We start from the raw sequence: 24695 nt of genomic DNA, 5'->3' as shown, positions 1-24695 counted from the left end.
GTGTCGCGTACAAGTGTGCGCGCCGTCTGCCGCAGCATAGCCGCTCATACGATCTCCTGCTTCGGCTGGTCGGCGAACTGCGACGTTCATGACCTTGAGGACATCGGCGCAGGCCCGGCGGTTCCCGGGAACATGAAAAAGGACCCCACCAGGGGTCCTCGTTCAGCATGCTCCCCCGACTGGACTCGAACCAGTAACCTGCCGGTTAACAGCCGGCTGCTCTGCCAATTGAGCTACGGAGGACCGAGCTCCCCCGACTGGACTCGAACCAGTAACCTGCCGGTTAACAGCCGGCTGCTCTGCCAATTGAGCTACGGAGGAATGCCTCGTTGCATCGAACGTGACTCCCTGGGTAGTCGCCAGGGGGCGGGCGCTCGCTGCGACACATACATTAGCGCAAGCAGGGGGGTGCTCCGCCAATCGGTACTCCCCCACACCGGAAGGGTCGCCGTCATGCGCTACAAGCTCACGTTCGTCGTCGGGCTCGCCCTGGGTTACGTGCTCGGCACGCGTGCCGGACGCGAGCGCTACGAACAGCTGAAGAAGTCCGCCCGTCGGGTCGCCCAGAACCCGGCCGTCCGCAACACCGCCGAGACCGCCGCCCAGCAGGGCCGCGTCTACGCCGGCAAGGCCCTGCACACGGTGAGCGAGAAGGTCGGCGACCGGGTGCCCGACTCGGTGACCGCCCGCGTCCGCTCGCTGCGCGAGCGCAGCCACGGCGACGGCGGGGACGACTGGGGCTCCAGCACCCCGTAGGGCCCGTTCTGCGGCAGGGCCGCCCACCCCGCGGGGTGGGCGGCCCTGCCGCTGCGTGGCCACGGCGCGCGGCCGCCGCCCGAAAGGCGCCCGCCACCCGAAAGGCGCCCGTCGGCCGAACCACAGTGGCGCGTGCGGCAGAATTTCGGGCATGGGGATAGTCGCCGGGTTGGACAGCTCACCCGATTTCACTCGCATCGTGGTCTGTGACACGGACACCGGTGCGGTGCTCCGGCAGGGATACGCACCGCACCCCGTCGACACGCCGGACGGCGCGGCGCGCCCCAGTGACGTCGACCCGCAGGCCTGGCTGCTGTCCCTCGGGGAGGCGGCCGGCGGCGGTCTCCTGGAGGGCGTGCAGGCCATCGGCGTGTCCGCGCAGCAGAACGCGCTGGTCCCGCTCGACGCCCAGGGCAACACCGTCCGCCCCGCGATGGTCGGCGGCGACAGGCGGGCCCAGGTGGCCGCAGCCGATCTCATCGACGCGCTCGGCGGGCGGGAGGCCTGGGCGCAGGCCGTGGGCTGTGTGCCGCAGGCGGCCCAGCCGGTGACCAAGCTGCGCTGGCTGGCCAAGACCGAACCGGAGAACGCCCGGCGCACCGCCGTACTGCTCCAGGCGCACGACTGGCTGGTCTGGCAGTTGCTGGGGCGGCCGGTCAGGCGGACCACCGACCGCGGGGGCGCCTCCGGGACCGGTTACTGGTCGGCGGCCACCGGCGGATACCGGCCCGACCTGGTCGAACTCGCCCTCGGGCATCAGGCCATGCTGCCCGAGGTGATCGGTCCTTCCGACGCGGCCGGTACGACCCCGGAGGGGCTGCTGATCTCCGCGGGGACCGGTGAGACCATGGCCGCCGCGTTCGGCCTCGGGCTCGGTTTCGGGGACGCCGTCGTGTCGCTGGGGGCCTCGGGGTCGGTCATGGCCGTGCATCCGGAGGCGCTCGCCGACCCCTCCGGGATGATCACGTCGCTCGCCGACGCCACCGGCATGCACCTGCCGGTGGTGACCACGCTGAACGCCGTGCGGACCCTGCGCGGGACCGCCGAACTGCTCGGGCTGCCCGACCTGGAGAGCCTCTCCGACCTGGCGATGAAGTCGACGCCCGGCGCGCACGGGCTGGTCATGCTGCCGTACCTGGAGGGTGAGCGGACGCCGAACCTGCCGCACACCGCGGGGACGCTGGCCGGGCTGCGCCGGGAGTCGATGAAGGCCGAGCATCTCGCGCGGGCCTCCTTCGAGGGGATGCTGTGCGGGCTCGCCGACGCGCTCGACGTGCTGCGCGGGCGCGGGGTGGAGGTGCGGCGGGTCTTCCTGCTGGGGCCGGCCGCCGAACTGCCCGCCGTGCAGGCGGCGGCGCCGATGCTGTTCGGTGCGCAGGTCGTCGTACCGCAGCCGGCGGACTACGCGGCGATCGGGGCGGCTCGGCAGGCGGCCTGGGCGCTGGGGGTGTCGCAGGGTGCCCTGGACCCGCGGACCCCGCCGGTGTGGCAGGGCGCCACCGCCCAGGTGCTGGAGCCGGGTGACGAACTGGCGGTGGGACAGGCGGTGCGGCAGCAGTACGTGTCCGTGCGGGAGCAGACCCATCCCGGGGCGTTCCGGTCGTGACCGGGCGGAGGGCGGACACGCCGTCGGGTCGATCGGTCGAGGTGCCGGATTAATCGGTTGAGGTAACGCGGGTGGAGTGTCGGACGATAGGGGCCTAGGGCAAGCGATCCCGCCCGTCCGGGCGGGCGCGACCCCGCCTCCACCGCCGACTCCGAGAGACGTAGCGTGCTCATACGACTTCTGCGGACCTATCTCAGGCCCTACAGGAAACCCATCTCCATCCTGGTGCTGCTGCAGTTCCTGCAGACCTGCGCCACTCTCTACCTGCCCACGCTCAACGCGCACATCATCGACAACGGCGTCGTGAAGGGCGACACGGACTACATCCTGTCCTTCGGCGCGCTGATGATCGGTATCTCGCTGGCCCAGGTGGTGTGCAACATCGGTGCCGTCTACTACGGCGCCAGGACCGCGTCGGCGCTCGGCCGGGACGTGCGGGCCGCCGTCTTCGACCGGGTGCAGTCCTTCTCCGCGCGTGAGGTGGGTCACTTCGGGGCACCCTCGCTCATCACCCGTACGACCAACGACGTACAGCAGGTCCAGATGCTGGTCCTGATGACGTTCACGTTGATGGTGTCGGCGCCCATCATGTGCGTCGGCGGGATCGTGCTCGCCCTCGGCCTGGACGTTCCGCTGTCCGGGGTACTGGTGGCGGTCGTACCCGTGCTCGGCATCTCGGTGACCCTGATCGTGCGCCGGCTGCGGCCGCTGTTCCGGGCCATGCAGGTACGGCTCGACACGGTGAACCGGGTGCTGCGCGAGCAGATCACCGGCAACCGGGTGATCCGCGCGTTCGTCCGCGACGAGTACGAGCAGGGCCGGTTCGGGAAGGCCAACACGGACCTGACCGAGATGCAGCTGGCCACCGGCAACATGCTGGCGTTGATGTTCCCGATCGTCATGACGACGGTGAACGTCTCGTCGATCGCGGTGGTGTGGTTCGGTGCGCACCGGATCGACAGCGGTCAGATGGCGATCGGTGACCTGACCGCGTTCCTCGCCTACCTGATGCAGATCGTGATGTCCGTGATGATGGCCACCTTCATGTTCATGATGGTGCCGCGCGCGGAGGTCTGCGCCGAGCGCATCGAGGAGGTCCTGGACACCGAGTCCAGCGTCGTCCCGCCGCTCGCGCCGGTCACCGAGCTGCGTCGGCACGGCCATCTGGAGATCCGGGGCGCGGGCTTCTGCTATCCGGGTGCCGAGGAGCCGGTCCTCAAGGCCGTCGACCTGGTGGCCAGGCCCGGCGAGGTGACCGCCGTGATCGGTTCCACCGGCAGCGGCAAGTCCACCCTGCTCGGTCTCGTCTCCCGCCTCTTCGACGCCACGGACGGCTCCGTCCTGGTGGACGGGGAGAGCGTCTCGGAACTCGACCCGAGGCTGCTCGCGAAGACGGTCGGCCTGGTTCCGCAGAAGCCCTACCTGTTCGCGGGCACCGTGGCCACCAACCTGCGCTACGGCAACCCGGACGCCACCGACGAGGAGCTCTGGCACGCCCTGGAGGTCGCCCAGGCCAAGGGCTTCGTCGAGAAGCTGGAGGGCGGGCTGAACGCGCCCATCGCCCAGGGCGGTACGAACGTCTCCGGCGGCCAGCGGCAGCGGCTCGCCATCGCCCGGACGCTCGTGCAGCGCCCGGAGATCTACCTCTTCGACGACTCCTTCTCCGCCCTCGACTACGCGACCGACGCCGCCCTGCGCGCCGCGCTCGCCCGGGAGACGGCCGAGGCGACCGTCGTCATCGTCGCCCAGCGGGTGGCCACCATCAGGGACGCCGACCGGATCGTCGTCCTCGACGAGGGCCGCGTCGTCGGCACCGGCCGCCACCACGAACTCATGGCCGGCAACGAGACCTACCGGGAGATCGTGCTCTCCCAGCTGACGGAAGCGGAGGCCGCCTGATGGCCGGGCCCATGGGACGCATGATGGCCGGGGGCGGCCCCGACTCGCGGTCGATGGACTTCAAGAACTCGGGCAAACGGCTGGTCGCCCGGTTCCGACCCGAACGGCTCACGATCTACGTGCTGCTGGTCTGCGTGGTCGCGAGCGTCGCCCTCAACGTGATCGGCCCCAAGATCCTCGGCAAGGCCACCGACCTGGTGTTCGCCGGGGTCATCGGCAAGCAGATGCCGGCCGGGGTCACCAAGGACCAGGTCCTGGCGGGCATGCGCGAACGGGGCCAGGGCACCGTCGCCGACATGCTGAAGAGCACGGACTTCACGCCGGGCAAGGGCATCGACTTCGGTCAGGTCGGCGACGTCCTGCTCTTCGCGCTCTGTACGTACGTCGTCGCCGGTCTGCTGATGGCGGTGGCGACCCGGCTCGTCAACCGGTCCGTCAACCGCACGATGTACCGGCTGCGCGAGGACGTCCAGGGGAAGCTGTCCCGGCTGCCGCTGTCGTACTTCGACCGGCGTCAGCGCGGCGAGGTGCTCTCCCGGGCGACCAACGACATCGACAACATCGGCCAGACCCTCCAGCAGTCGATGGGCCAGCTCATCAACTCGGTGCTCACCATCGTCGGCGTCCTCGCGGTGATGTTCTGGGTGTCCTGGCTGCTGGCCCTGGTGGCGCTGGCGACCGTGCCGCTGTCCTTCCTGGTCGCCACCCGCATCGGCAAGCGCTCCCAGCCGCACTTCGTGCAGCAGTGGCGCTCCACCGGCAAACTGAACGCGCACGTCGAGGAGATGTACACCGGGCACACCCTGGTGAAGGTCTTCGGCCGTCAGGACGAGTCCGCGCAGCAGTTCGCCGAGCAGAACGAGGCGCTGTACGAGGCCGGGTTCAAGGCGCAGTTCAACAGCGGTGTGATGCAGCCGCTGATGATGTTCGTGTCGAACCTGAACTACGTGCTGGTGGCGGTCGTCGGCGGCCTGCGGGTCGCGTCGGGCGCGCTGTCCATCGGTGACGTCCAGGCGTTCATCCAGTACTCCCGGCAGTTCTCGATGCCGCTGACCCAGGTCGCCTCCATGGCCAACCTGGTGCAGTCCGGGGTCGCGTCGGCCGAGCGGATCTTCGAACTCCTCGACGCGGAGGAGCAGGAGGCGGACCCGGTGCCGGGCGAGCGTCCCGCGGAGCTGCGCGGGCGGGTGGCGCTGGAGCACGTCTCCTTCCGCTACGACCCCGAGAAGCCGCTCATCGAGGACCTCTCCCTGACGGTGGAACCCGGGCACACGGTCGCCATCGTCGGCCCGACCGGCGCCGGCAAGACCACGCTGGTGAACCTGCTGATGCGGTTCTACGACGTCTCCGGCGGCCGGATCACCCTCGACGGCGTCGACATCACCCGCATGTCCCGTGACGAACTGCGGGCCGGGATCGGCATGGTGCTCCAGGACACCTGGCTGTTCGGCGGCACGATCGCGGAGAACATCGCGTACGGCGCCACGCGCGAGGTCACCCGCGGGGAGATCGAGGAGGCGGCGCGGGCGGCCCACGCGGACCGGTTCGTGCGCACCCTCCCCGACGGCTACGACACGGTGATCGACGACGAGGGCACCGGTGTCAGCGCCGGTGAGAAGCAGCTGATCACCATCGCGCGGGCGTTCCTTTCCGACCCCACGATCCTCGTCCTCGACGAGGCGACGTCGTCGGTCGACACCCGCACCGAGGTGCTCATCCAGAAGGCGATGGCCAAACTGGCGCACGGGCGGACGTCGTTCGTGATCGCCCACCGGCTGTCGACGATCCGGGACGCCGACACCATCCTGGTGATGGAGAACGGTTCGATCGTCGAACAGGGCGCGCACACCGACCTGCTGGCGGCGGACGGGGCGTACGCCCGCCTGTACAAGGCGCAGTTCGCGCAGGCGGTGGCGGAGGTCGACTGAACAGTGCACGGTGCCGCAGGCGCGGGCGGGGGGGGGTTCCACTCGCCCGCGCCTGCGGGGTGCCACCGGCCGAAGGCTGGGGGAGGAACTGCGCGACCAGCCCCCACCGGCCTGCGGACGGCGTCAGTCCAGATAGCCCCTCAGCTGATCCGCGAACGCATGGTCCCGTAGCTTGTTCAGGGTCTTCGACTCGATCTGGCGGATCCGCTCCCGCGTCACCCCGAAGATCCGCCCGATCTCCTCCAGCGTCCGCGGCCGCCCGTCGGCGAGGCCGTAGCGCAACTGCACGACCTTCCGCTCCCGCTCCCCCAGCGTCGACAGCACCGCCTCCAGGTGCTCGCGCAGCAGCAGGAACGCCGCCGACTCCACCGGACTGGCCGCGTCCCCGTCCTCGATGAGGTCCCCGAGGGCGACGTCGTCCTCCTCGCCCACCGGCGCGTGCAGCGACACCGGCTCCTGCGCCAGCCGCAGCACCTCCCCCACCCGCTCGGGCGCCAGCTCCAGATGCGCGGCGACCTCCTCGGGCGTCGGCTCGTACCCCCGCTCCTGGAGCATCCGGCGCTGGACGCGCACCACCCGGTTGATGAGTTCCACCACGTGCACCGGGACGCGGATCGTGCGGGCCTGGTCGGCCAGCGCACGCGACATCGCCTGCCGGATCCACCAGGTGGCGTACGTCGAGAACTTGTAGCCGCGGGCGTAGTCGAACTTCTCGACGGCGCGGATCAGCCCGAGGTTCCCCTCCTGGACCAGGTCCAGCATGGTGAGGCCCCGGCCGACGTACCGCTTGGCCACCGACACGACCAGCCGCAGGTTCGCCTCGATGAGGCGGCGCTTGGCCATCCGGCCCATGACGACCAGCCGGTCCAGGTCCAGCGCCAGCTCGCTGTCGAGGTCGGGCGCACCGCTGAGCTTCTCCTCGGCGAACAGGCCGGCCTCGACGCGGCGGGCGAGTTCGACCTCCTCGGCGGCGGTGAGCAGCGGGATCCGGCCGATCTCCCGCAGGTACTGGCGGAACAGGTCGGAGGAGGGCCCGCCGGTGTCGGCGCGGGCGGCGGCGCGCGCCTGGGCGGCGGACGGCTCGGGGTCGGCCTCCTCCTCGCCGGCGTCGGCCGTGAGCTCGTCCGGGGACGGGTCCTCCGGCTCCGTCTCGGGGTGCAGCGCGACGCGGCTCTGGGGCGGTACGCCCGGCGGGACGTCGGGGTCGGCTGCCGGTTCGTCCGGGCGCGTGCCGCCGTCCGTCTGGGTCAGGGTCTGGGTCTGCACGGGGGCGACCTCCAGGATGATCGCTGCCAGGGGGTGCGGCAGCGGTACTTCGGGGGCGGAGACGACGGCCTCGCCGCGGTCCGTCCCGTACGCGACGAGTGGAACGGCGGGGGTGTCGGACCCGTCCGGGACGGGCCGGCCGCGCTCCGAGGACTCAGGCACCGCCCCCCAGTGTGGGGTACGACACATCGCCGCCACGAGGGGCGTGCGGTGACTTTTTGCGTCCGGTCCGTGACCCCGTGGTCACCCCGCCGGGGCGCCTCGGCTCACAGAGCGGCCGGGCCGTGTTCGCGCAGCGCCTGCCCGTACTGCTGGAGCACCCACAACTCGTTCTGTACGGCGGCGAGTTGTGCGGGGTCACCGCCGGTGCCGAGACGGGTGAGGGTGATCTGGATCTCGTGGATGCGACGGTCGACGGCCCGGCGGCGGACGGTCACGAGCTGCTCGCCCGCGTAGTTCTCGTCGACCGTGCGGCGCATGATCGCCTCGACGGCGAGTTCGGTGACCATGGCGCGGACGGCGTCGTCGGGTGCGGCCTCACGGACGCGGACCAGGTACTCCTGGGGGTCGTGGACGCCGTTCTCGGCGCCGCCCGCCTCCGTGATGGCCTGCCGTACGGCCGCGTAGGGGGCGGCGGTGAACTCGTCGACGCCGTACGCGTCGAACGCCGGGGAGACCAGCTCCGGGCGTTGCAGGGCGAGCTTCAGCAGCTCGCGTTCGGTGGCGTAGACGGGGTTGCGGAGGTTGAGGGCCGGGCCGGAGACCGCGGGGCGCGCGGCGGTGTCGTACGACGGCTGCTGGGGCCCGCGGGCCGGGGCGGAGCCTCCTCGGCCGCCCTTCTCCCGGGCCCAGCGCGCCAGCTGCGCCACCCGCTTCACCACGAACTGGGTGTCGAGGATGCCGAGCATGCCGGCGAGTTCGACGGCGACCTCGTGCTGGGCGCCGCTGTTCTTGATGCGGGCGACGATCGGGGCGGCCTCGTCGAGGGCCGCGGCCCGGCCCGCGGGGGTGTCCAGGTCGTACCGGCTCACCACCTGGCGGAGCGCGAACTCGAAGAGCGGGGTGCGGGGTTCGACCAGGTCGGCGACCGCCTCGTCGCCCTTGGCGAGCCGCAGTTCGCAGGGGTCCATGCCGTCGGGGGCGATCGCGATGTACGTCTCGGCGGCGAACTTCTGGTCGTCCTCGAAGGCGCGCAGGGCCGCCTTCTGGCCGGCGGCGTCGCCGTCGAAGGTGAAGATCACGCGGGCGCTGCCGTTGTCCATCAGCAGCCGGCGCAGGATCTTGATGTGCTCGCCGCCGAAGGCGGTGCCGCAGGTGGCGATGGCCGTCGTCACCCCGGCCAGGTGGCAGGCCATGACGTCGGTGTAGCCCTCGACCACGACCGCGCGGCTGGCCTTCGCGATGTGCTGCTTGGCGAGGTCGATGCCGTACAGGACCTGGGACTTCTTGTAGATCGCGGTGTCGGGCGTGTTGAGGTACTTGGGCCCGTTGTCGGCCTCGTAGAGCTTGCGGGCGCCGAAGCCGACGACCTCGCCGCCGATGTCCCGGATCGGCCACATGAGGCGGCCGCGGAACCGGTCGATGGGCCCGCGCCGCCCCTCCTGGGACAGCCCGGACAGCAGCAGCTCCTTGTCCGTGAAGCCCTGGCCGCGCAGGTAGCGGGTGAGGTGGTCCCAGCCCTGGGGGCTGTAGCCGACGCCGAAGTGCACGGCGGCGGCCTGGTCGAAGCCGCGCTCGGCGAGGAAGACCCGGCCGGTCTCGGCCTCGGGGCTGGTGGCGAGCTGCTCCGCGTACCAGACGGCGGCGATCTTGTGCGCCTCGACCAGCCGGATCCGCTCGCCGCGCTGGTGGGACGGGTTGTACCCGCCCTCCTCGTAGCGCAGGGTGATCCCGGCCAGGCCGGCCAGCCGCTCGACCGCCTCCGAGAAGGAGAGGTGGTCCACCTTCATCACGAAGGTGATGGTGTCGCCGCCCTCCTGGCAGCCGAAGCAGTGGAAGAGTCCCTTGCTCGGGCTGACCTGGAAGGACGGCGACTTCTCGTCGTGGAACGGGCACAGGCCCTTCAGGTTCCCGCCGCCCGCGTTGCGCAGCTGGAGGTACTCGGACACGACGGCGTCGATCGGGACCGCGTCCCGTACCGCCTTCACATCCTCGTCATTGATCCGTCCGGCCACGGGTGAATTCTACGGGGGTGCTGTGACAGCTCCGGCGCGCCGGAGCCGCCCGTCGGGGGACGCGGAGCCGGTTGCCTAGGCGAGCGACTCCAACGGCACGTGGGGGTCCGCCAGGGCCTCGGTGTCCACCGCGGCCCGCGAGGAGATCAGCCTCTGGATCGGCGCTGTGACATCCCACACGTTCACGTTCATCCCGGCCAGCACCCGCCCCTGACGCACCCAGAACGCGATGAACTCCCGCTTCCCCGCGTCCCCCCGGATGACCACCTGGTCGTACGAGCCGGGCGGCGCCCATCCGCTGTACTCCATGCCGAGGTCGTACTGGTCGGTGAAGAAGTAGGGCACCCGGTCGTACGGCACGTCCTGCCCGAGCATCGACCGCGCCGCCGCCGGGCCGCCGTTGAGTGCGTTGGCCCAGTGCTCCACGCGCAGGCGCGTGCCGAACAGCCCGTGCGGGAAGGAGGCCACGTCGCCGGCCGCGTAGATGTCCGGGTCGGACGTGCGCAGCCGGGCGTCGACGACGACGCCCCCGCCGTGCGCCCGGTCGGCGATCTCCAGGCCCGCCGCCTCGGCGAGGCCGACCCGCGGGGCCGCGCCGATCGCCGCGAGGACGTCGTGCGCCGGATGCTCCTCGCCGTCGTCGGTGCGGGCGGCGAGGACCATGCCGTCCTGCCCGACGATCTCGGTGAGCCGCACCCCGAAACGGAACCGGACCCCGTGCTCGCGGTGCAGCTCGGCGAAGACGTTGCCCAGCTCGGGCCCGAGCACGCCGTGCAGCGGCGTCGGTCCGTGCTCGATGACGGTGACCTCGGCGCCGTACGTCCGCGCGGCCGCCGCGACCTCCAGGCCGATCCAGCCGGCGCCCGCGATCACGAGGTGCCCGTTGTCCCGGCCGAGCGCGCCGAGGACCCCCTTGAGGCGCTCGGCGTGCGCGAGGCGGCGCAGGTGGTGGACGCCGGCCAGGTCGGTGCCCGGGATGTCCAGGCGGCGGGGCTCCGCGCCGGTGGCGAGCAGCAGCTTGTCGTAGCGCACGAGGGTGCCGTCGTCGCCGAAGCGGACGGTCTTGGCGGCGCGGTCGACGCGGTCGACGGTCTGGCCGAGGTGCAGTTCGACGTCGTTCTGCGCGTACCAGGCGGGCTCGTGGACGAACACGCTGTCGCGCTCGTCCTTGCCGAGCAGGTAGCCCTTGGAGAGCGGCGGCCGCTCGTAGGGGTGGTCGCGCTCGTCGCAGATCAGTATCACCCGGCCGGTGAAACCCTCGGCCCGGAGGGTCTCGGCCGCCTTCGCTCCGGCGAGTCCACCACCGACGATGATGAATGTCTGGTCCGCGTCGACCACTTGAAGCCTCCTCGTGAGGGTGTCGCCACATATGCCGCCCACATGCGCCGCACTGTGAGCCTCCCGCACGCAGCGTGATGCGGGAAGGGGGAGTGACATTCGGTGCCCCGATCTTGACCCGTTCGGGGACGGATCCGGACACGCAGGGTCACCCATGGTTCACATACGCCCCGTCAGCCTCGCATGCAACCACCGCGCGGAGGCGTCGGTGAGCGAGGCGATCTGATCGACGATCACACGCTTGCGGGCGTGGTCGTCACCGGCCGTGGCGAACAGCGCCCGGAACTGCGGGTCGAGGCCCTCCGGCGCGCGGGCGGTGAGCGCCTCGGCGAGTTCGGCCACGACGATCCGCTGCTCGGCGCGGATCCGCTCCTGCTCGGCGCGCTGCATGACGTACCGGTGCGCGATGGACTTCAGTACCGCGCATTCCAGCCGGGCCTCGCGCGGTACGACGAGTTCGGCGCCGTAGCGGGTGAGCCGGCCGGTGCCGTACCGCTCGCGGGTGGCGCTCTCCGCGGCCAGGCAGAACCGGCCGATCAGCTGGCTGGTGGCGTCCTTGAGGCGGGCCTGGGCGACCGCGCTGCCGTCGTAGCCGTGCGGCCACCACTCCTCGCCCCGGAGCCGGTCGAGGGCGGCGGCGAGTTCGGCGGGGTCGGTGCCGGCGGGCACGTACCTGCCGACGGCGACGGCGAAGACCTCCTGCCGTTCGGACTCGGCGCGCAGGCGGTCGGGGTCGATGTGGCCGGCGTGCAGGCCGTCCTCGACGTCGTGCACCGAGTAGGCGACGTCGTCCGACCAGTCCATGACCTGGGCCTCGAAGCAGGTGCGGGTGCCGGGGGCCTCCTTGCGGACCCAGTCGAAGACCGGCCGGTCGTCCTCGTAGACACCGAACTTCGGGGAGGCCGGGTCGGTGGGGTGCGCGCCGCGCGGCCAGGGGTACTTGGTGGCGGCGTCGAGGGCGGCGCGGGTGAGGTTGAGGCCGACGGAGCCCTCGGGGGTGAACCGCTTGGGCTCGATGCGGGTGAGCAGCCGCAGCGACTGGGCGTTGCCCTCGAAGCCGCCGCAGTCGTCGGCGAACTCGTTCAGCGCCTGTTCGCCGTTGTGGCCGAACGGGGGGTGGCCGAGGTCGTGGGACAGGCAGGCGGCCTCCACCAGGTCCGGGTCGCAGCCGAGGGCCGCGCCCAGTTCGCGGCCGACCTGGGCGCATTCGAGGGAGTGGGTGAGGCGGGTGCGGGGGCTGGCGTCCCAGGCCTGGGCGGGGGTGCCGGGGGTGACGACCTGGGTCTTGCCGGCGAGCCTTCTGAGGGCGGCGGAGTGCAGGACACGGGCGCGGTCGCGCTGGAAGGCGGTGCGGCCGGGGCGTTTGTCGGGTTCGGGGGCCCAGCGGTCGGCTGACGCGGGGTCGTAGGCCGCGGAGGGTACGGGTGCGGGGACTGCCATGGGTCGACAGTACGGGGCGGTGGTGACAAATGGGTGTGTGGTGCGCCTGCTCGTCTGCCGGGTCGGGGTGCGTTCGCGGGTGCCGGTGCGTGGGGGCTGGTCGCGCTCACGCGGCGGTGGCCGCACATCAAACACAGCCCCGCGCCCCTTTCAGGTCCGCCCAGTGGACCCACCTTCTTGGGGGCGCGGGGAACTGCGCGACCAGCCACAACACACCCGCGGCGATCCACGCAGCCCTAGGCGGCCACGGTCACCGGTGTCAGCAGTGCCTGCTCGTAGCGATGGATGACCAGCTCGGCCATCGCGGCGTGGGCTCCCAGAGGGGCCGCCACCACGCCCGGCGCAGCTGCCGCGCACTGGGTCGCGAAGCGGCCCGGGGCCGTGAAGTAGGAGGCGACGGCGATGTGCCGGCGCCCCTTCGCACGCAGGGCGGCGACCGCTTCCGGGACCGTCGGGGCCGCCGCCGAGGCGTAGGCGGGGAGCACCGGGACGCCCAGGCGGGCGGCGAGGAGGCCGGCCATGCGGTCCGTGTCGACCCTGGACTCCGGGTCCCGGGAACCCGCCGCCGCGAGGATCACCGCACTCCCGGGGCGGGGCCGCCAGCCCGCCTCCAGCAGCCGGGTGCCCAGGGTGTCGGCCAGCAGGGGGTGCGGGCCCAGCGGGGCGGCGACGCGGGTGCGGGCCCGGGCCGCGGCCGCCGTCCGCGGGATGTCCCGCTTGACGTGGTGGCCGCGGCCGAGGAGCAACGGGACCAGGACGGCCCGGGCGTCGCCGAGGGCGGCGAGGGTGTCGGGGAGCAGCGGTTCGTTCAGTTCGATGTGACCGAGGTGCACGGGCAGGCCGGGGCGCAGGGCGCGCACCCGGTCCTGGAGCGCCCGTACGGTGCTGAGCGCGCGCGGGTCGCGGCTGCCGTGGGCCACCAGGACCAGGGCGGGCGGGCCGGGGCGCGGGGAAAGGTCGGTCACCGTCATGGAAGGATCCTCACCTGAGGAGATTGCACGGCCGTTGCCTGACCGTCACGGCTGTTTTCCGGCGCTTCACGGTACGGACCCGGACGGTGTGAGCGAACCGGAACGCCCCGGGCGGCGTCCTCCATGGTCGAAGCCGACAGGGCCGACAGGCCGACAGGGGGGACAGCCGTATGAAGATCCGCCGACCGCGGCTGCCGCGCACCCGTACCGGCCGGCGGCGGCTGGTGCAGGGTGTGGTGGCGGGTTGCGTGCTGGCGCTGCTGCCGGCCACCTGGTTGTACGTGTCGACGGCGGACCGGCTGCGGACGGTGGCGGACGTGCCGCGCACCGACGTGGCCGTGGTCTTCGGCGCGGGCCTGTGGGACGGCGAGCCGTCGCCGTACCTCGCGCACCGTCTGGACGCGGCGGCGCGGCTGTACCGGCAGGGCCGCATCAGGGTGGTCCTCGTCACCGGCGACAACAGCCGCAAGGACTACGACGAGCCGGACGCCATGCGCGCCTACCTCACCCGGCACGGCGTCCCGGGCAAGCGCGTCGTCACCGACTACGCGGGCTTCGACACCTGGGACTCCTGCGTCCGCGCGCGGAAGATCTTCGGCGTGGACCGGGCCGTGCTGATCAGCCAGGGGTTCCACATCCGGCGTGCGGTGGCGCTGTGCGAGGCGGCGGGGGTGACGTCGTACGGGGTCGGGGTGGACGCCAAGCACGACGTGACCTGGTACTACGGCGGCACACGGGAGGTCTTCGCGGCGGCGAAGGCGGCACTGGACGTGGTGTTCGAGCCGAACCCCCAGTTCCTCGGGCGGAAGGAGACCGGGGTGGCCCGCGCGCTGGCCGACGGCCGCTGAGGCGTGCGGCGGGAGGTCACCGCCCCGCCGGCCTCCGGTGCCCGAGCCAGTCGCCGCCGTCGATACGCCGGCCCCGGACGCGCAGCCGTTCGGCGACGGCCGGTCCGGCGACGTACACCCAGGCCCGGAGGGCGGCCCCGTCCCGCAGTCGTACGGCCTCCCGTTCGACGCGCACGTAGAGGCTCGCGGGATCGCCCGGTACGTACTCCTCCAGCGCGTCCAGCTCCTGGAGGAGCCGGTCGTACGACTCGGGCCGCGCGGTGACGAGTTCGCCGCTGACCAGGCCGGTGCCGCCGGGTTCCGCGACGGCGTACGGGTAGCCGGGGCCGTCGTAGAGCACCGCGCCGGCAAGGTGGCCCGGTTCCTCCGTCTCCGTGCGGCCGCGCAGGAACGCGTCGTGGTTGGGCTCGCCCGGCCGGAGGGTGCCGTAGACGAAGAACGGGAGGTGGTGGGGGTTCCGGGCGGTCACAGAAAGGATTCTCCACCCCCGCCGTCCCCTCACACATCTCCACTGAGGCGCTATGGACATGACATGTCATGGCCCCTTAAATCTGTCTCGTCATCAGCGCCACCCCACGCCTTCGAGGCACTCTCCGAGGAGACTGATGAGCCGGACCCGGAACACCCGCGTTTCCCGTCTCGCCACCGCCGGCGTCGCCGCCACCACCGCGACCCTGCTGGCCGCCGCCCTCTCCCCCGCCGCCCACGCCGACGCCAGACCCACCCGGGCCACCGCGATCGCCAACGCGGCCGAGGCGCTCGTCCAGCACGCCGCCGGACTCGGACTCACCGCCGCCGAGGGCACCTCGGTCCGGGACGTGATCGTCGACAAGAACGGCGCCCAGCACGTCCGTTACGACCGCACGTACCGCAAGCTCCCGGTGCTGGGCGGCGACTTCGTGGTCCACCTCAAGGCGGACGGCGCGTACCGCGGCGCCGACCGGGCGACCCGGAGCACGATATCCCTCGCCTCGGTCGTGCCGGAGATATCCGCCCCGAAGGCCGCCGACCTCGCGGTGAACGCGCTGCGGGCGGCGAACCTCGGCGGTGCGCTGCGGCAGGTCCAGGCAAAGCCGCAGCTGGTCGTCGACGCCCTGCACGGCACCCCGAAGCTGGCCTGGCGCACCAACGCCGTCGGCAAGGACTCGCTCGGCAACCCGGTCGCCCGCACCGTACTGACGGACGCCCGCACCGGCGCCCAGATCGACGCCTGGGACAGCATCGAGACGGCGACCGGCGACGGCAAGTCCCTGTACAGCGGCACGGTCCCGCTGGAGACGACGCAGTCCGGGTCGTCGTACAACCTCACCGACCCCACCCGCGGCAACACCTTCACCGGGGACGCGGCCAACAAGACCGACCTGTGCATCTTCGGCATCTGCATCAGCCGGGCGCCCAACACGGTGTTCACGGACGCCGACAACCACTGGGGCACGGGCGCCACGTCGGACCGCTCGTCGGCGGCCGTCGACGCCCAGTACGGCACCAACGAGACCTGGGACTACTACAAGAACGTCCACGGCCGCAACGGCATCGCCGGTGACGGCAAGGGCTCGTACAACCGCGTCCACTACGGCAGCAACTACAACAACGCCTTCTGGGACGACAGCTGCTTCTGCATGACGTACGGCGACGGTGACGGGACCACCTTCGGGCCGCTGGTGGCCCTCGACGTGGCGGGCCACGAGATGACCCACGGGGTCACCTCCAAGACGGCGGCGCTGACGTACACGGGCGAGTCCGGCGGCCTGAACGAGGCCACCTCGGACATCCTCGGCACGCTGGTGGAGTGGTACGCGAACAACTCCTCCGACCCGGGCGACTACCTGATCGGCGAGAAGATCGTCCGCTCCGGCTTCGGCAAGACGGCGCTGCGGTACATGGACCAGCCGTCCAAGGACGGGAGTTCGGCGGACTACTGGAGTTCCTCGGTCGGGAACCTGGACGTGCACTACTCGTCCGGCGTCGCGAACCACTTCGCGTATCTCCTCGCGGAGGGCAGCGGCGCGAAGACGATCAACGGCGTGAGCTACAACTCGCCGACCTACAAAGGCTCGACGGTCACCGGGATCGGCCGGGACAAACTGGGTGCGATCTGGTATCGCGCGCTGACGGTCTACATGACGTCCTCGACGAACTACGCGGGCGCGCGGACGGCGACCCTGAACGCCGCGAGGGACCTCTACGGCGCCGGCAGCACCGAGTACAACGCGGTGGCGGCGGCCTGGAGCGCGGTGAACGTCAACTGAGCGGAGCGCGGGAGGCATGACGTCGGCCGCCCCGGTCCGCGCACCGGACCGGGGCGGCCGTATCCCGTACCCCGTACCTCGTACTCCATGGCAAACAGCGGCGAACAGGTTGAATACTCGGAATTCAAGGAACAGCCGGGGCATTCACACTGCCGCTGAGCGGATCCGATGGCGGATGTGTGTGAATTCCGTGACGGCCACCGAATTTCGCAACTCCGTTGTCATGACAAGCCCTTGCGGCACATTCCCTCGTGCACTAACTAGATAAAACATGAACTTGTTCAGCCGCCCCCACACCGCCCGGCGCACCCCCACGGCCCCGCCCCGCTCCGCGCAGGCATCCTCCCCCCAGGGCTCCGCGCCCGCTCTGCTGGACCCCGCGCTCGCCGCCCTCACCGGCGAGTGGATCATCGACCCGGCGCACAGCAGAATCGGCTTCTCGGTCCGGCACGCGATGGTGACGACGGTGCGCGGGGCCTTCACCGAGTACAAGAGCCGGCTCTACTTCGACGGCCGTGACCCGTCCCGCTCCCAGGCGGAGATCATCCTGTCCACGGGCAGTGTGGACACCGGCGTGGAACAGCGGGACGCCCACCTGATGGGCCGCGACTTCCTGGACGCCGCCGCCTACCCGCGGATGCGCTTCCAGAGCACGGCGGTTCGCCTCAAGTCCCCCGACGTCTACGTCATGACCGGCGACCTCACCATCAAGAACCGGACGCGCCCGGTCGACCTGGAGCTGACCTACATCGGCCACGTCACCGACCCCTTCGGCTACCAGCGCGTCGGCTTCGACGGCACGACCACGATCAACCGCATGGACTGGGGCCTGTCGTACAACTCCCGGCTGGCCGAGGGCGGCGCGATGGTGAGCGAGACGGTGCGCCTGCAGTTCGACATCGCCGCGATCCGGATGGTGCCGGAGGGCGCCCTCTAGGCCCTGTCGTCGCATTCCCGTCGTCGCCCGGAGGGCGGCCCTGCGGCGTCAGGTGCGTGCTCCGGGGTCCCCCCGGCCGAAGGCTGGGGGAGCGTGCATGGTGTCGCGGGGCAGGCGGGAATTTGACGACAGGGCCTGGGCCCTGGGCACGGACCGGCGGCTCGCCCGCGGCTCCGGCGGGTCACCCGTTCACTCCCTCCGACCCGCCGTCCGTGTGCTTTTCATACATTTCCCTCCGCTTTCTTTCTGTAGCCCCTTTGACCTGCCAGAACGGGCTCGCAAAACCCCTGGCGGACCCGTTCTGTGACACCCGTTCATCCCACAGCTGACGGAATCTCGGGGAGCGGGTCCGGCCCGCCTGCCTTTACCTCGGAAGAGCAAGGGAGTGGACGAGAGCCCGACGAGGAGCGAGGGAGCACCATGCGACGCACCGTCCGTCTGCTGACCGGAGCCGCGCTCGCGGTGGCCGCGGCCGGTGCCGCCGGCGCACCGGCCTACGGCAGCAGCGGCTCCGGCGGCCTGGACGTGTACCCCTCGACCGCGGCGCCCGGCGCTCAGGTCACGGTGAACACCGCGGTCTGCGGGGAGAAGGGGTCGGCCGTCGGCGACGCCGGTCCGGTCGGCGCCGGGACGTTCACGCTCGCGCCCAGCGCCCACGAGGGCGAGGCGATCGGCGAGTTCCGGGTGCCGCCGAGCGCGCAACCCGGGACGTACGAGATCGTCGCGACGTGCGCCGACGGGACCCGCCGGGCCACCGGTGACCTGACGGTGGCGCCGGCGCCGGCCGCGGGGCCGCAACTGCAGCCCCACGGCAGTGTGAAGACGGGGGTCGGTGGTGCCCTTGGCACCGACCCCGTAGGGACCGCGGCGGGCGTGGCGGCTCTGGCCGTCGCCGCCGCGGGCGGTACCTGGCTCCTGCATCGCCGGGCGAGAGGCGATGCGTTCTGACGGACACCCTCCGCTGTCCGTCCGCCGGTACCGCCATCCCACCCCCTCCGGGTCCGACGCCCCTCGCGGCCCGGAGGGGGTAGGGGGTCACACGTTCGGCCGCCTTCGAAAGAGGGGTGCTCATGCGCAGGATCGGGGACACCGCGATAGCCGCCGTGACCCTGGTGGCCCTCGGCTCGGGCGCCTGGCTGCTCGGCCCCGGATCGGGCCCGCGTGACGCCCCGCCCCAGCCGTCCGCCGCGGAGGGCCGCCCCGACCCCGGGGAGGAGCGCCTCACGTCCCCCGCGCTGCCGCCCTCGCCGCCCACCCGGATCCGCATCCCCGCCATCGGCGTGAACGCCCCGCTCATGGGCCTCGCCCTCACCTCCGCGGGCAGCCTCGACGTGCCGCCCGCCGCCGACAAGAACCTCGCCGGCTGGTACGAGGCGGGCACCACGCCCGGCGAGACCGGCACCGCGATCGTCGCCGGGCACGTGGACAACACCGAGGGGCCCGCCGTCTTCTACGACCTCGGCGCCCTCAAGCGCGGCGCGGTCATCGAGGTGGACCGGCGGGACAGGTCGGTCGCCGTCTTCACGGTGGACGCGGTCGAGGTCTACCAGGCCCGGGACTTCCCCGACGAGAAGGTGTACGGAGCCGCGAAACGCCCCGAGCTGCGGGTGATCACCTGCGGCGGCGGTTACTCGCGCACGACCGGCTACCAGGGCAACGTCGTCGTCTTCGCCCACCTCACCGCAACCCGCTGACCACCGGGCCGCCCGCCGCGCCCGCTCCCCGGACCCCTCACACCCCTCCCCCGGCCGGGAAGAGGGCAGCGTTCCGCGCGGGAAACAGGGGTGATGCGGCCGGGTAACGTCCGCCGCGCACGCTCCTGGACATGACCCCGAATACGCGTGTGGTGGTGACCGGCGTCGGCCTCGCGGGCGTCCGCCCCGTCCGGCGACTCGGGGAGTCCGGCACGCCGGTGCCACCGGTGACATCGGTGCCACCGGTGCGACCGGCGAGGCCCGTGCCGCCGATGCCGGCGCCACCGGAGACACCCACGGCGCCCGGGACGTCCACCGGACCCATGACATCCACCGGCCCCGTGACGTTCGCCAGGTCCGTGACGTCCGCCGCGCCCTTCGCCGGTGGCGTCCCCCCGCTCCACCTGCTCACCCACGATGGAGGCTCCTGATGACCACCGCCCCCGGGGCCACCCCCACGATCGTGCTCGTCGGCCACGGCATGGTCGGCCAGCGCTTCCTCGAAGCGCTGGCGGCGCGCGGTCTGACCGCCACGCACCGCGTGGTCGTGCTCTGCGAGGAGCCGCGTCCCGCCTACGACCGCGTCGCCCTCACCTCGTACTTCTCGGGCCGGAGCCCCGACGACCTCTCCCTGACGGACATGGGGTTCATCGCCGACCACGGCATCGAGCTGTACGTCGGCGACCCGGCGCAGCACGTCGACCGCGCGGCGCGGACGGTGACGGCCAGGTCCGGCGCGGTGTTCGGGTACGACACGCTCGTCCTGGCCACCGGCTCGTACCCGTTCGTGCCGCCGGTCCCGCACCAGGAGGCGACCGGCTGCTTCGTGTACCGCACGATCGAGGACCTGCTCGCGATCGAGGAGTACGCGAAGAACGCCTCGACGGGCGCCGTGGTCGGCGGCGGTCTGCTCGGGCTGGAGGCCGCGGGCGCGCTCAAGGGGCTCGGACTCACCTCCCACATCGTGGAGTTCGCACCGCGGCTGATGCCCGTGCAGGTGGACGAGGGCGGTGGTGCGGCGCTGCTGCGCACCATCGAGGAGATGGGCCTGACCGTCCACACCGGCGTGGGCACGCAGGAGATCGTCGTCGACGACGCGGGCGCCGTGACCGGCATGAAGCTGTCCGACGGCTCCGAACTCGCCACCGACCTCGTGGTGTTCAGCGCCGGCGTCCGCCCCCGCGACCAACTCGCCCGGGACTGCGGCCTGTCGGTCGGCGAGCGCGGCGGCATCACGGTCGACGAGCAGTGCCGTACGGTCACGGACCCGCACGTGTTCGCGATCGGCGAGTGCGCCCTGGCGGCGGACGGCCGGGTGTACGGCCTGGTGGCGCCGGGGTACGAGCAGGCCGAGACGGCCGCGGCGACCATCGCCTCCGACGAGGCCGCCTTCACCGGCGCCGACCTGTCGACCAAGCTGAAGCTGCTCGGCGTGGACGTGGCCTCCTTCGGCGACGCGCACGGCACCGGCGACGACTGCCTCGACGTCGTCTACTCCGACGCCCGTGCGGGCCTGTACAAGAAGCTGGTCATCGGCCGGGACGGCACCCTCCTCGGCGGCATCCTGGTCGGCGACGCGGAGGCGTACGGGACGCTGAAGGCGTTCACCGGTTCGGTGCCGCCGGTCGCGCCCGAGTCGCTGGTGCTGCCGGCCGGTGCCGGGGAGGCCGTCCCGCTCGGCCCGGCCGCGCTGCCGGACGAGGCGATCATCTGCTCCTGCAACAACGTCCGCAAGGGCACCGTCCGCGAGGCCGTCACCGAGCACAGCTGCACCACCGTGCCCGAGGTGAAGAAGTGCACCAAGGCCGGTACGACGTGCGGCAGTTGCGTCAAGGTCCTCGGACAGCTGGTGACCGCGGAGCTGGAGGCGTCCGGCGTCGAGGTCGACAAGGGCCTGTGCGGCTGCTTCGCGCAGACCCGCGAGGAGCTGTACGAGATCGTCCTCGCGTTGCGCGTCACCAGCTACCAGGACCTGCTCGACCGCTACGGCCGCGAGGCGGCCCGGGGCGGCGACGGCTGCGAGACCTGCAAGCCCGCCGTCGGCTCGATCATCGCGTCCCTCGCCCCGACGATCGGCGCGAGCGGGTACGTCCTGGACGGCGAACAGGCGGCCCTCCAGGACAGCAACGACCACTTCCTCGCCAACCTCCAGAAGAACGGCTCGTACTCGGTCGTACCGCGCATCCCCGGCGGTGAGATCACTCCCGAGGGCCTGATCACGATCGGTGAGATCGCCCGCGACTTCGGCCTGTACACGAAGATCACCGGTGGTCAGCGCATCGACATGTTCGGGGCGCGCGTCGAGCAGCTCCCGCTGATCTGGATGCGGCTGGTGGACGCCGGTTTCGAGTCCGGCCACGCCTACGGCAAGGCGCTGCGCACGGTGAAGTCCTGCGTGGGCTCGACCTGGTGCCGGTACGGCGTCCAGGACTCGGTCCGGATGGCGATCGACCTGGAGCTGCGCTACCGCGGGCTCCGGTCCCCGCACAAGCTCAAGTCGGCGGTGTCCGGCTGCGCCCGGGAGTGCGCGGAGGCCCAGTCGAAGGACTTCGGCGTCATCGCCACCGCGAGCGGCTGGAACCTCTACGTCGGCGGCAACGGCGGTGCCACGCCGCGCCACGCGGACCTGCTCGCACAGGACCTGTCCGACGCCGAACTGGTCCGCCTGATCGACCGGTTCCTGATGTTCTACATCCGCACGGCGGACCGGCTGGAGCGCACGTCGACCTGGCTGGAGCGGATCCCGGGCGGCCTGGACCACGTCCGTGACGTCGTCGTCGAGGACTCCCTCGGCATCTGCGCGGAGCTGGAGTCCCTGATGGCGGCACATGTCGCCCACTACGCCGACGAGTGGGCGGCGACCATCGACGACCCCGAGAAGCTCGCCCGTTTCGTGTCCTTCGTCAACGCCCCCGACACCCCCGACCCGGTCGTGGGCTTCGTGCCCGAGCGCGACCAGATCAAGCCCGACCTGCCGCTGCTGTCCATCGGCATGCGCCCCGCCGCAGACGTACTGGAAGGAAGCGCCCAGCGATGACCCTGGCCCCCGAGACCACCGATCTGAAGGTGCAGCTCCAGCTGGCCGACAGCTGGTTCACGGTCTGCGACCTGAGCCTGCTGACCCCCGGCCGGGGGGTGGCCGCGCTGCTGCCGGACGGCCGCCAGGTCGCCGTCTTCCGCGACCGCACGGACCGCCTGTACGCCATCGACAACCGCGACCCCTTCGGTGGCGCGGCGGTCCTCTCCCGCGGCCTGACCGGCACCCACCAGGGCCGCCCGTTCGTCGCCTCACCGCTGCTGAAGCAGCGCTTCGACCTGGCGACCGGCGAGTGCCTGGACGACGAGGCGGTCCGGGTGACGGCGTACGAGGTGCGGGCCGCCGGGTAGGAGCCGGTGCGGGCACGGCCGGGTGCCACCACAGCCGGTGGGGCCAGGCCCTGAGCGACCCGACCTCAGCGATCGCTTTGTTGACCGATCGTTCTCGATGAACCTGGGCTCTGGCGCCAGGACCCACGTGACAGGGGTGCACCTGGCGTTGCAGGCGGAGATCCGCCGGATGCGGACCCAGCCGACGGGCGGTGCGATCGTCACCGTCTCCTCCAACTTCGGCGTCCACACCACGTCCGCCGGGGCCGCCGCGTACGCGGCGACGAAGGCGGCGGTGACGGCACTGAGCCGGGGTGCGGCGCTGGACCACATCAAGGACGGGGTCCGTGTCAACGTCGTCAGCCCCGGGGCGACGGCCACCTCCATGTCGCTGCGTGCGGGCGAGACGGACGCGGACCGCGCCGAGCGGGCAGGGGCGACCCTCCCGCCGGGCCGGGTCTCGGCGACGGCGGAGATCGCGGCGGCCGTGCTGTACCTGGCCTCGGACGACGCCGCGTCCATGGTGGGGACGGACCTGGTGGTGGACAGCGGCGCCTCGCTGTAGGGCCGTACGGGCCGGGCGGGCGGCGCGTAGGGTGCGGGGATGATCGGTGTTCCGGAGGGGCTGGTACGTGACACGGTCGGCCGCGAGGGCGATCGCGGGGCGGCGTGGATCGCGGAGCTCCCCTCGATCGTCGCCGACCTGCTGGAGCGCTGGGACTGCGCGCCGGACGGCGAGGTGACGCACGGGGGCGTCGGGGTGGTCGTCCCGGTCCGGCAGCGGACGGCCGGCAGGCCGTGCGTCCTGAAGGTGTCGTTCCCGCATCCCGGCAACGTCCACGAACCGGACGCCTTCGAGGCCTGGCGGGGGCGGGGAGCGGTCCTCCTGCACGGACGGGACGACGCCCGCTTCGCCCTCCTGCTGGAGCGGGCCCACATGACGACGCTGGCGGCGCTGGAGTCCGACGACGAGACGGTGGTGGCGATCGCGGGCCGTCTCAACCACCGCCTGGCCGTCCCGGCACCGGCGGGGCTGCCCCGTCTGCGGGACCGGGCCGGGGACTGGGAGACGGAGTTGCGGCGGGACGCCGCCGAGCTGGCGCACGCGCTGCCGCCGCGGGTGCTGGACGCGGCCGTCGCCACGACCCGCGAACTGGGCCGCGCCCAGCCGGACACCCTCGTCCACGGCGACCTGCACGCACGCAACATCCTGCGGGGGGACCGCGAACCCTGGCTGGCGGTCGACCCGAAGGGCTGGGCCGGAGACCCCGCGTACGACGCCGGCACACTCCTGAAGTCCCGCGCCCTGAACCTCATGCGGACCGACGACCTGCGCAAGGCCGCCCACCGCCTGCTCGACGTCTTCGCCGAAGCAGCCGAACTCGACCGCGAACGGGTCCGCCGCTGGGCCCAGGTGCACGCCGTACAGGCCGCCTTCTGGGCCCGCCGCCACGGCTTCCGCATCGCCCGCGACGGCCCACACCTGACCCACATCACCCGCTTCACCGACGAACTGGCCACGTCCCTGACCGACTGAGCCCCCGCCCGCCCGGTGGTGCCCGCGGAGCCGTGGGCGGAGGAGCGCGGGCCGGGGTGACGGTGTGGCGGCCTGTCGTAGAGTGCGCCGTGGTGGGGACGTGGAATCCGTCGGAGGGGGGCCTGCCGTGAGTGCGGTGGATGCCGTGGGGGCGTCGGACAGTCCCGAGCAGATGGTCGCGGAGGCGCGGAAGGCGTTCTTCGTGATGTTCGGGCTGCTCGTGGTCGTCTGGCTGGTGCAACTGGCCAACTTCGCCGACCACTACGCCCTCTCCAGGGACTACGCGGTGGTCTCCGGCGACCTCGGCACGCTGCCCGACATCCTGGTCGCGCCACTGCTGCACTGGAGCTGGGCGCACATCGAGAGCAACTCCGGCCCGTTGTTCGTCTTCGGCTTCCTCGCCGCCTACCGGGGCGTGCTGCGGTTCCTCGGGCTGACCCTGCTGATCGCCGTCAGCAGCGGCGCCGTGGTGTGGTTCTTCGAGCGGGGCGACGTGGCGACGGTCGGTGCCAGCGGTCTGATCTTCGGGTACTTCGGCTACGTCGTCGTCCGCGGACTCTTCGACCGGCACCTCATCGACACGCGGGGTTCCGCACAGGTGCACGACCCGGCGTTCAACGCGCGGGTGGTCGCCGAGACCCGTGCACTACTGGGGACAGTGCACGTCTGAGGAAGGACTTCGGGTG

At 72.0% G+C, this 24695-nt stretch carries 19 protein-coding genes, 2 tRNA genes and 1 pseudogene; 14 read left to right on the top strand and 8 right to left on the bottom strand.

Annotation, left to right across the window (positions count from 1 at the left end):
• Nucleotides 1–170: 170 nt before the first annotated feature.
• Together ACZ3KP_RS25770 and ACZ3KP_RS25765 are read right to left on the bottom strand one after the other, a co-directional pair.
• Nucleotides 171–243, bottom strand: a tRNA-Asn gene (locus ACZ3KP_RS25770).
• Between the two features lie 5 nt (nt 244–248).
• A tRNA-Asn gene (locus tag ACZ3KP_RS25765) sits at nt 249–321 on the bottom strand.
• 132 nt (nt 322–453) lie between these two features.
• On the opposite strand from ACZ3KP_RS25765, the gene ACZ3KP_RS25760 reads away from it, so the two are divergent.
• From ACZ3KP_RS25760 to ACZ3KP_RS25745, 4 genes are all read left to right on the top strand, one after another.
• Nucleotides 454–756, top strand: a complete 303-nt coding sequence (locus ACZ3KP_RS25760; protein ID WP_358971037.1) for a YtxH domain-containing protein — start codon at nt 454–456, stop codon at nt 754–756.
• Nucleotides 757–907: 151 nt separating this feature from the next.
• Nucleotides 908–2362 (top strand): xylulokinase, encoded by a 1455-nt coding sequence (locus ACZ3KP_RS25755; RefSeq protein ID WP_360565363.1) that lies wholly within the window; start codon nt 908–910, stop codon nt 2360–2362.
• Nucleotides 2363–2527: 165 nt separating this feature from the next.
• A complete protein-coding gene (locus ACZ3KP_RS25750) occupies nt 2528–4261 on the top strand; it encodes an ABC transporter ATP-binding protein (protein WP_360565361.1) in 1734 nt (577 codons plus the stop codon).
• Nucleotides 4261–6189 carry an ABC transporter ATP-binding protein gene (locus tag ACZ3KP_RS25745; RefSeq protein WP_467501955.1) on the top strand — a complete coding sequence of 643 codons (1929 nt, stop codon included), beginning with the start codon at nt 4261–4263 and terminating at the stop codon, nt 6187–6189. The genes ACZ3KP_RS25750 and ACZ3KP_RS25745 overlap by 1 nt, the downstream gene beginning before the upstream one ends.
• 123 nt (nt 6190–6312) lie before the next feature.
• On the opposite strand, the gene ACZ3KP_RS25740 is transcribed toward ACZ3KP_RS25745, so the two are convergent.
• From ACZ3KP_RS25740 to ACZ3KP_RS25720, 5 genes are all read right to left on the bottom strand, one after another.
• Nucleotides 6313–7617 carry an RNA polymerase sigma factor gene (locus ACZ3KP_RS25740; RefSeq protein ID WP_360565359.1) on the bottom strand — a complete coding sequence of 435 codons (1305 nt, stop codon included), beginning with the start codon at nt 7615–7617 and terminating at the stop codon, nt 6313–6315.
• A 104-nt stretch (nt 7618–7721) separates the two neighbouring features.
• Nucleotides 7722–9629, bottom strand: a complete 1908-nt coding sequence (dnaG, locus tag ACZ3KP_RS25735; RefSeq protein WP_467501953.1) for a DNA primase — start codon at nt 9627–9629, stop codon at nt 7722–7724.
• Between the two features lie 75 nt (nt 9630–9704).
• On the bottom strand, nt 9705–10967 hold the full coding sequence (locus tag ACZ3KP_RS25730) for an NAD(P)/FAD-dependent oxidoreductase (protein ID WP_467501952.1): 1263 nt from the start codon (nt 10965–10967) through the stop codon (nt 9705–9707).
• Nucleotides 10968–11126: 159 nt separating this feature from the next.
• Nucleotides 11127–12407, bottom strand: coding sequence for a deoxyguanosinetriphosphate triphosphohydrolase (locus ACZ3KP_RS25725; RefSeq protein ID WP_467501951.1), 1281 nt, complete (start codon nt 12405–12407; stop codon nt 11127–11129).
• A gap of 236 nt (nt 12408–12643) precedes the next feature.
• The gene (locus tag ACZ3KP_RS25720; RefSeq protein WP_467501949.1) at nt 12644–13378 is read right to left on the bottom strand and encodes a sirohydrochlorin chelatase; all 735 of its coding nucleotides are present in this window, start codon (nt 13376–13378) and stop codon (nt 12644–12646) included.
• Between the two features lie 170 nt (nt 13379–13548).
• On the opposite strand from ACZ3KP_RS25720, the gene ACZ3KP_RS25715 reads away from it, so the two are divergent.
• Nucleotides 13549–14226 (top strand): SanA/YdcF family protein, encoded by a 678-nt coding sequence (locus ACZ3KP_RS25715; protein WP_467501948.1) that lies wholly within the window; start codon nt 13549–13551, stop codon nt 14224–14226.
• A gap of 16 nt (nt 14227–14242) precedes the next feature.
• On the opposite strand, the gene ACZ3KP_RS25710 is transcribed toward ACZ3KP_RS25715, so the two are convergent.
• Nucleotides 14243–14695 carry a gamma-glutamylcyclotransferase family protein gene (locus tag ACZ3KP_RS25710; RefSeq protein ID WP_467501946.1) on the bottom strand — a complete coding sequence of 151 codons (453 nt, stop codon included), beginning with the start codon at nt 14693–14695 and terminating at the stop codon, nt 14243–14245.
• Nucleotides 14696–14831: 136 nt separating this feature from the next.
• Between ACZ3KP_RS25710 and ACZ3KP_RS25705 the strand changes: the two genes are divergently transcribed.
• The 9 genes and pseudogenes from ACZ3KP_RS25705 (at nt 14832) to ACZ3KP_RS25665 (ending at nt 24679) form a co-directional block, all read left to right on the top strand.
• A complete protein-coding gene (locus ACZ3KP_RS25705; RefSeq protein ID WP_467501944.1) occupies nt 14832–16475 on the top strand; it encodes a M4 family metallopeptidase in 1644 nt (547 codons plus the stop codon).
• A gap of 271 nt (nt 16476–16746) precedes the next feature.
• Entirely contained in the window at nt 16747–17412 is a 666-nt protein-coding gene (locus ACZ3KP_RS25700) for a YceI family protein (RefSeq protein WP_467501942.1), read from the top strand.
• 420 nt (nt 17413–17832) lie between these two features.
• Nucleotides 17833–18360: a hypothetical protein gene (locus tag ACZ3KP_RS25695; RefSeq protein ID WP_467501940.1), complete on the top strand. Its 528-nt coding sequence runs from the start codon at nt 17833–17835 to the stop codon at nt 18358–18360.
• Nucleotides 18361–18482: 122 nt separating this feature from the next.
• The gene (locus ACZ3KP_RS25690; protein ID WP_467501938.1) at nt 18483–19106 is read left to right on the top strand and encodes a class F sortase; all 624 of its coding nucleotides are present in this window, start codon (nt 18483–18485) and stop codon (nt 19104–19106) included.
• Nucleotides 19107–19536: 430 nt separating this feature from the next.
• Nucleotides 19537–22143 carry a nitrite reductase large subunit NirB gene (gene nirB / locus ACZ3KP_RS25685; protein WP_467501936.1) on the top strand — a complete coding sequence of 869 codons (2607 nt, stop codon included), beginning with the start codon at nt 19537–19539 and terminating at the stop codon, nt 22141–22143.
• On the top strand, nt 22140–22493 hold the full coding sequence (gene nirD, locus ACZ3KP_RS25680; RefSeq protein WP_467501934.1) for a nitrite reductase small subunit NirD: 354 nt from the start codon (nt 22140–22142) through the stop codon (nt 22491–22493). The genes nirB and nirD overlap by 4 nt, the downstream gene beginning before the upstream one ends.
• A 124-nt stretch (nt 22494–22617) precedes the next feature.
• Nucleotides 22618–23037, top strand: a pseudogene (locus ACZ3KP_RS25675) (SDR family oxidoreductase); the annotation flags it as partial.
• A gap of 39 nt (nt 23038–23076) precedes the next feature.
• Nucleotides 23077–24009: an aminoglycoside phosphotransferase family protein gene (locus ACZ3KP_RS25670; RefSeq protein ID WP_467501932.1), complete on the top strand. Its 933-nt coding sequence runs from the start codon at nt 23077–23079 to the stop codon at nt 24007–24009.
• A 127-nt stretch (nt 24010–24136) separates the two neighbouring features.
• Nucleotides 24137–24679, top strand: coding sequence for a rhomboid family intramembrane serine protease (locus ACZ3KP_RS25665; RefSeq protein ID WP_467501930.1), 543 nt, complete (start codon nt 24137–24139; stop codon nt 24677–24679).
• Nucleotides 24680–24695 lie beyond the last annotated feature (16 nt).

Source organism: Streptomyces sp. NPDC020958 (genome assembly GCF_055562175.1).
The sequence above is the reverse complement of the archived record's forward strand: the minus strand, read 5'-3'. Positions and strand labels throughout refer to the sequence as shown.

Bases quoted from the DNA above. Each gene is read 5' to 3' on its own strand.
- ACZ3KP_RS25720 (WP_467501949.1), bottom strand. From the start codon at position 13,378: ATGACGGTGACCGACCTTTCCCCGCGCCCCGGCCCGCCCGCCCTGGTC.
- ACZ3KP_RS25695 (WP_467501940.1), top strand. From the start codon at position 17,833: ATGCGACGCACCGTCCGTCTGCTGACCGGAGCCGCGCTCGCGGTGGCC.
- ACZ3KP_RS25705 (WP_467501944.1), top strand. From the start codon at position 14,832: ATGAGCCGGACCCGGAACACCCGCGTTTCCCGTCTCGCCACCGCCGGC.
- ACZ3KP_RS25745 (WP_467501955.1), top strand. From the start codon at position 4,261: ATGGCCGGGCCCATGGGACGCATGATGGCCGGGGGCGGCCCCGACTCG.
- ACZ3KP_RS25690 (WP_467501938.1), top strand. From the start codon at position 18,483: ATGCGCAGGATCGGGGACACCGCGATAGCCGCCGTGACCCTGGTGGCC.
- nirB (WP_467501936.1), top strand. From the start codon at position 19,537: ATGACCACCGCCCCCGGGGCCACCCCCACGATCGTGCTCGTCGGCCAC.
- ACZ3KP_RS25755 (WP_360565363.1), top strand. From the start codon at position 908: ATGGGGATAGTCGCCGGGTTGGACAGCTCACCCGATTTCACTCGCATC.
- ACZ3KP_RS25670 (WP_467501932.1), top strand. From the start codon at position 23,077: ATGATCGGTGTTCCGGAGGGGCTGGTACGTGACACGGTCGGCCGCGAG.
- ACZ3KP_RS25725 (WP_467501951.1), bottom strand. From the start codon at position 12,407: ATGGCAGTCCCCGCACCCGTACCCTCCGCGGCCTACGACCCCGCGTCA.
- ACZ3KP_RS25760 (WP_358971037.1), top strand. From the start codon at position 454: ATGCGCTACAAGCTCACGTTCGTCGTCGGGCTCGCCCTGGGTTACGTG.
- ACZ3KP_RS25715 (WP_467501948.1), top strand. From the start codon at position 13,549: ATGAAGATCCGCCGACCGCGGCTGCCGCGCACCCGTACCGGCCGGCGG.
- ACZ3KP_RS25700 (WP_467501942.1), top strand. From the start codon at position 16,747: ATGAACTTGTTCAGCCGCCCCCACACCGCCCGGCGCACCCCCACGGCC.
- nirD (WP_467501934.1), top strand. From the start codon at position 22,140: ATGACCCTGGCCCCCGAGACCACCGATCTGAAGGTGCAGCTCCAGCTG.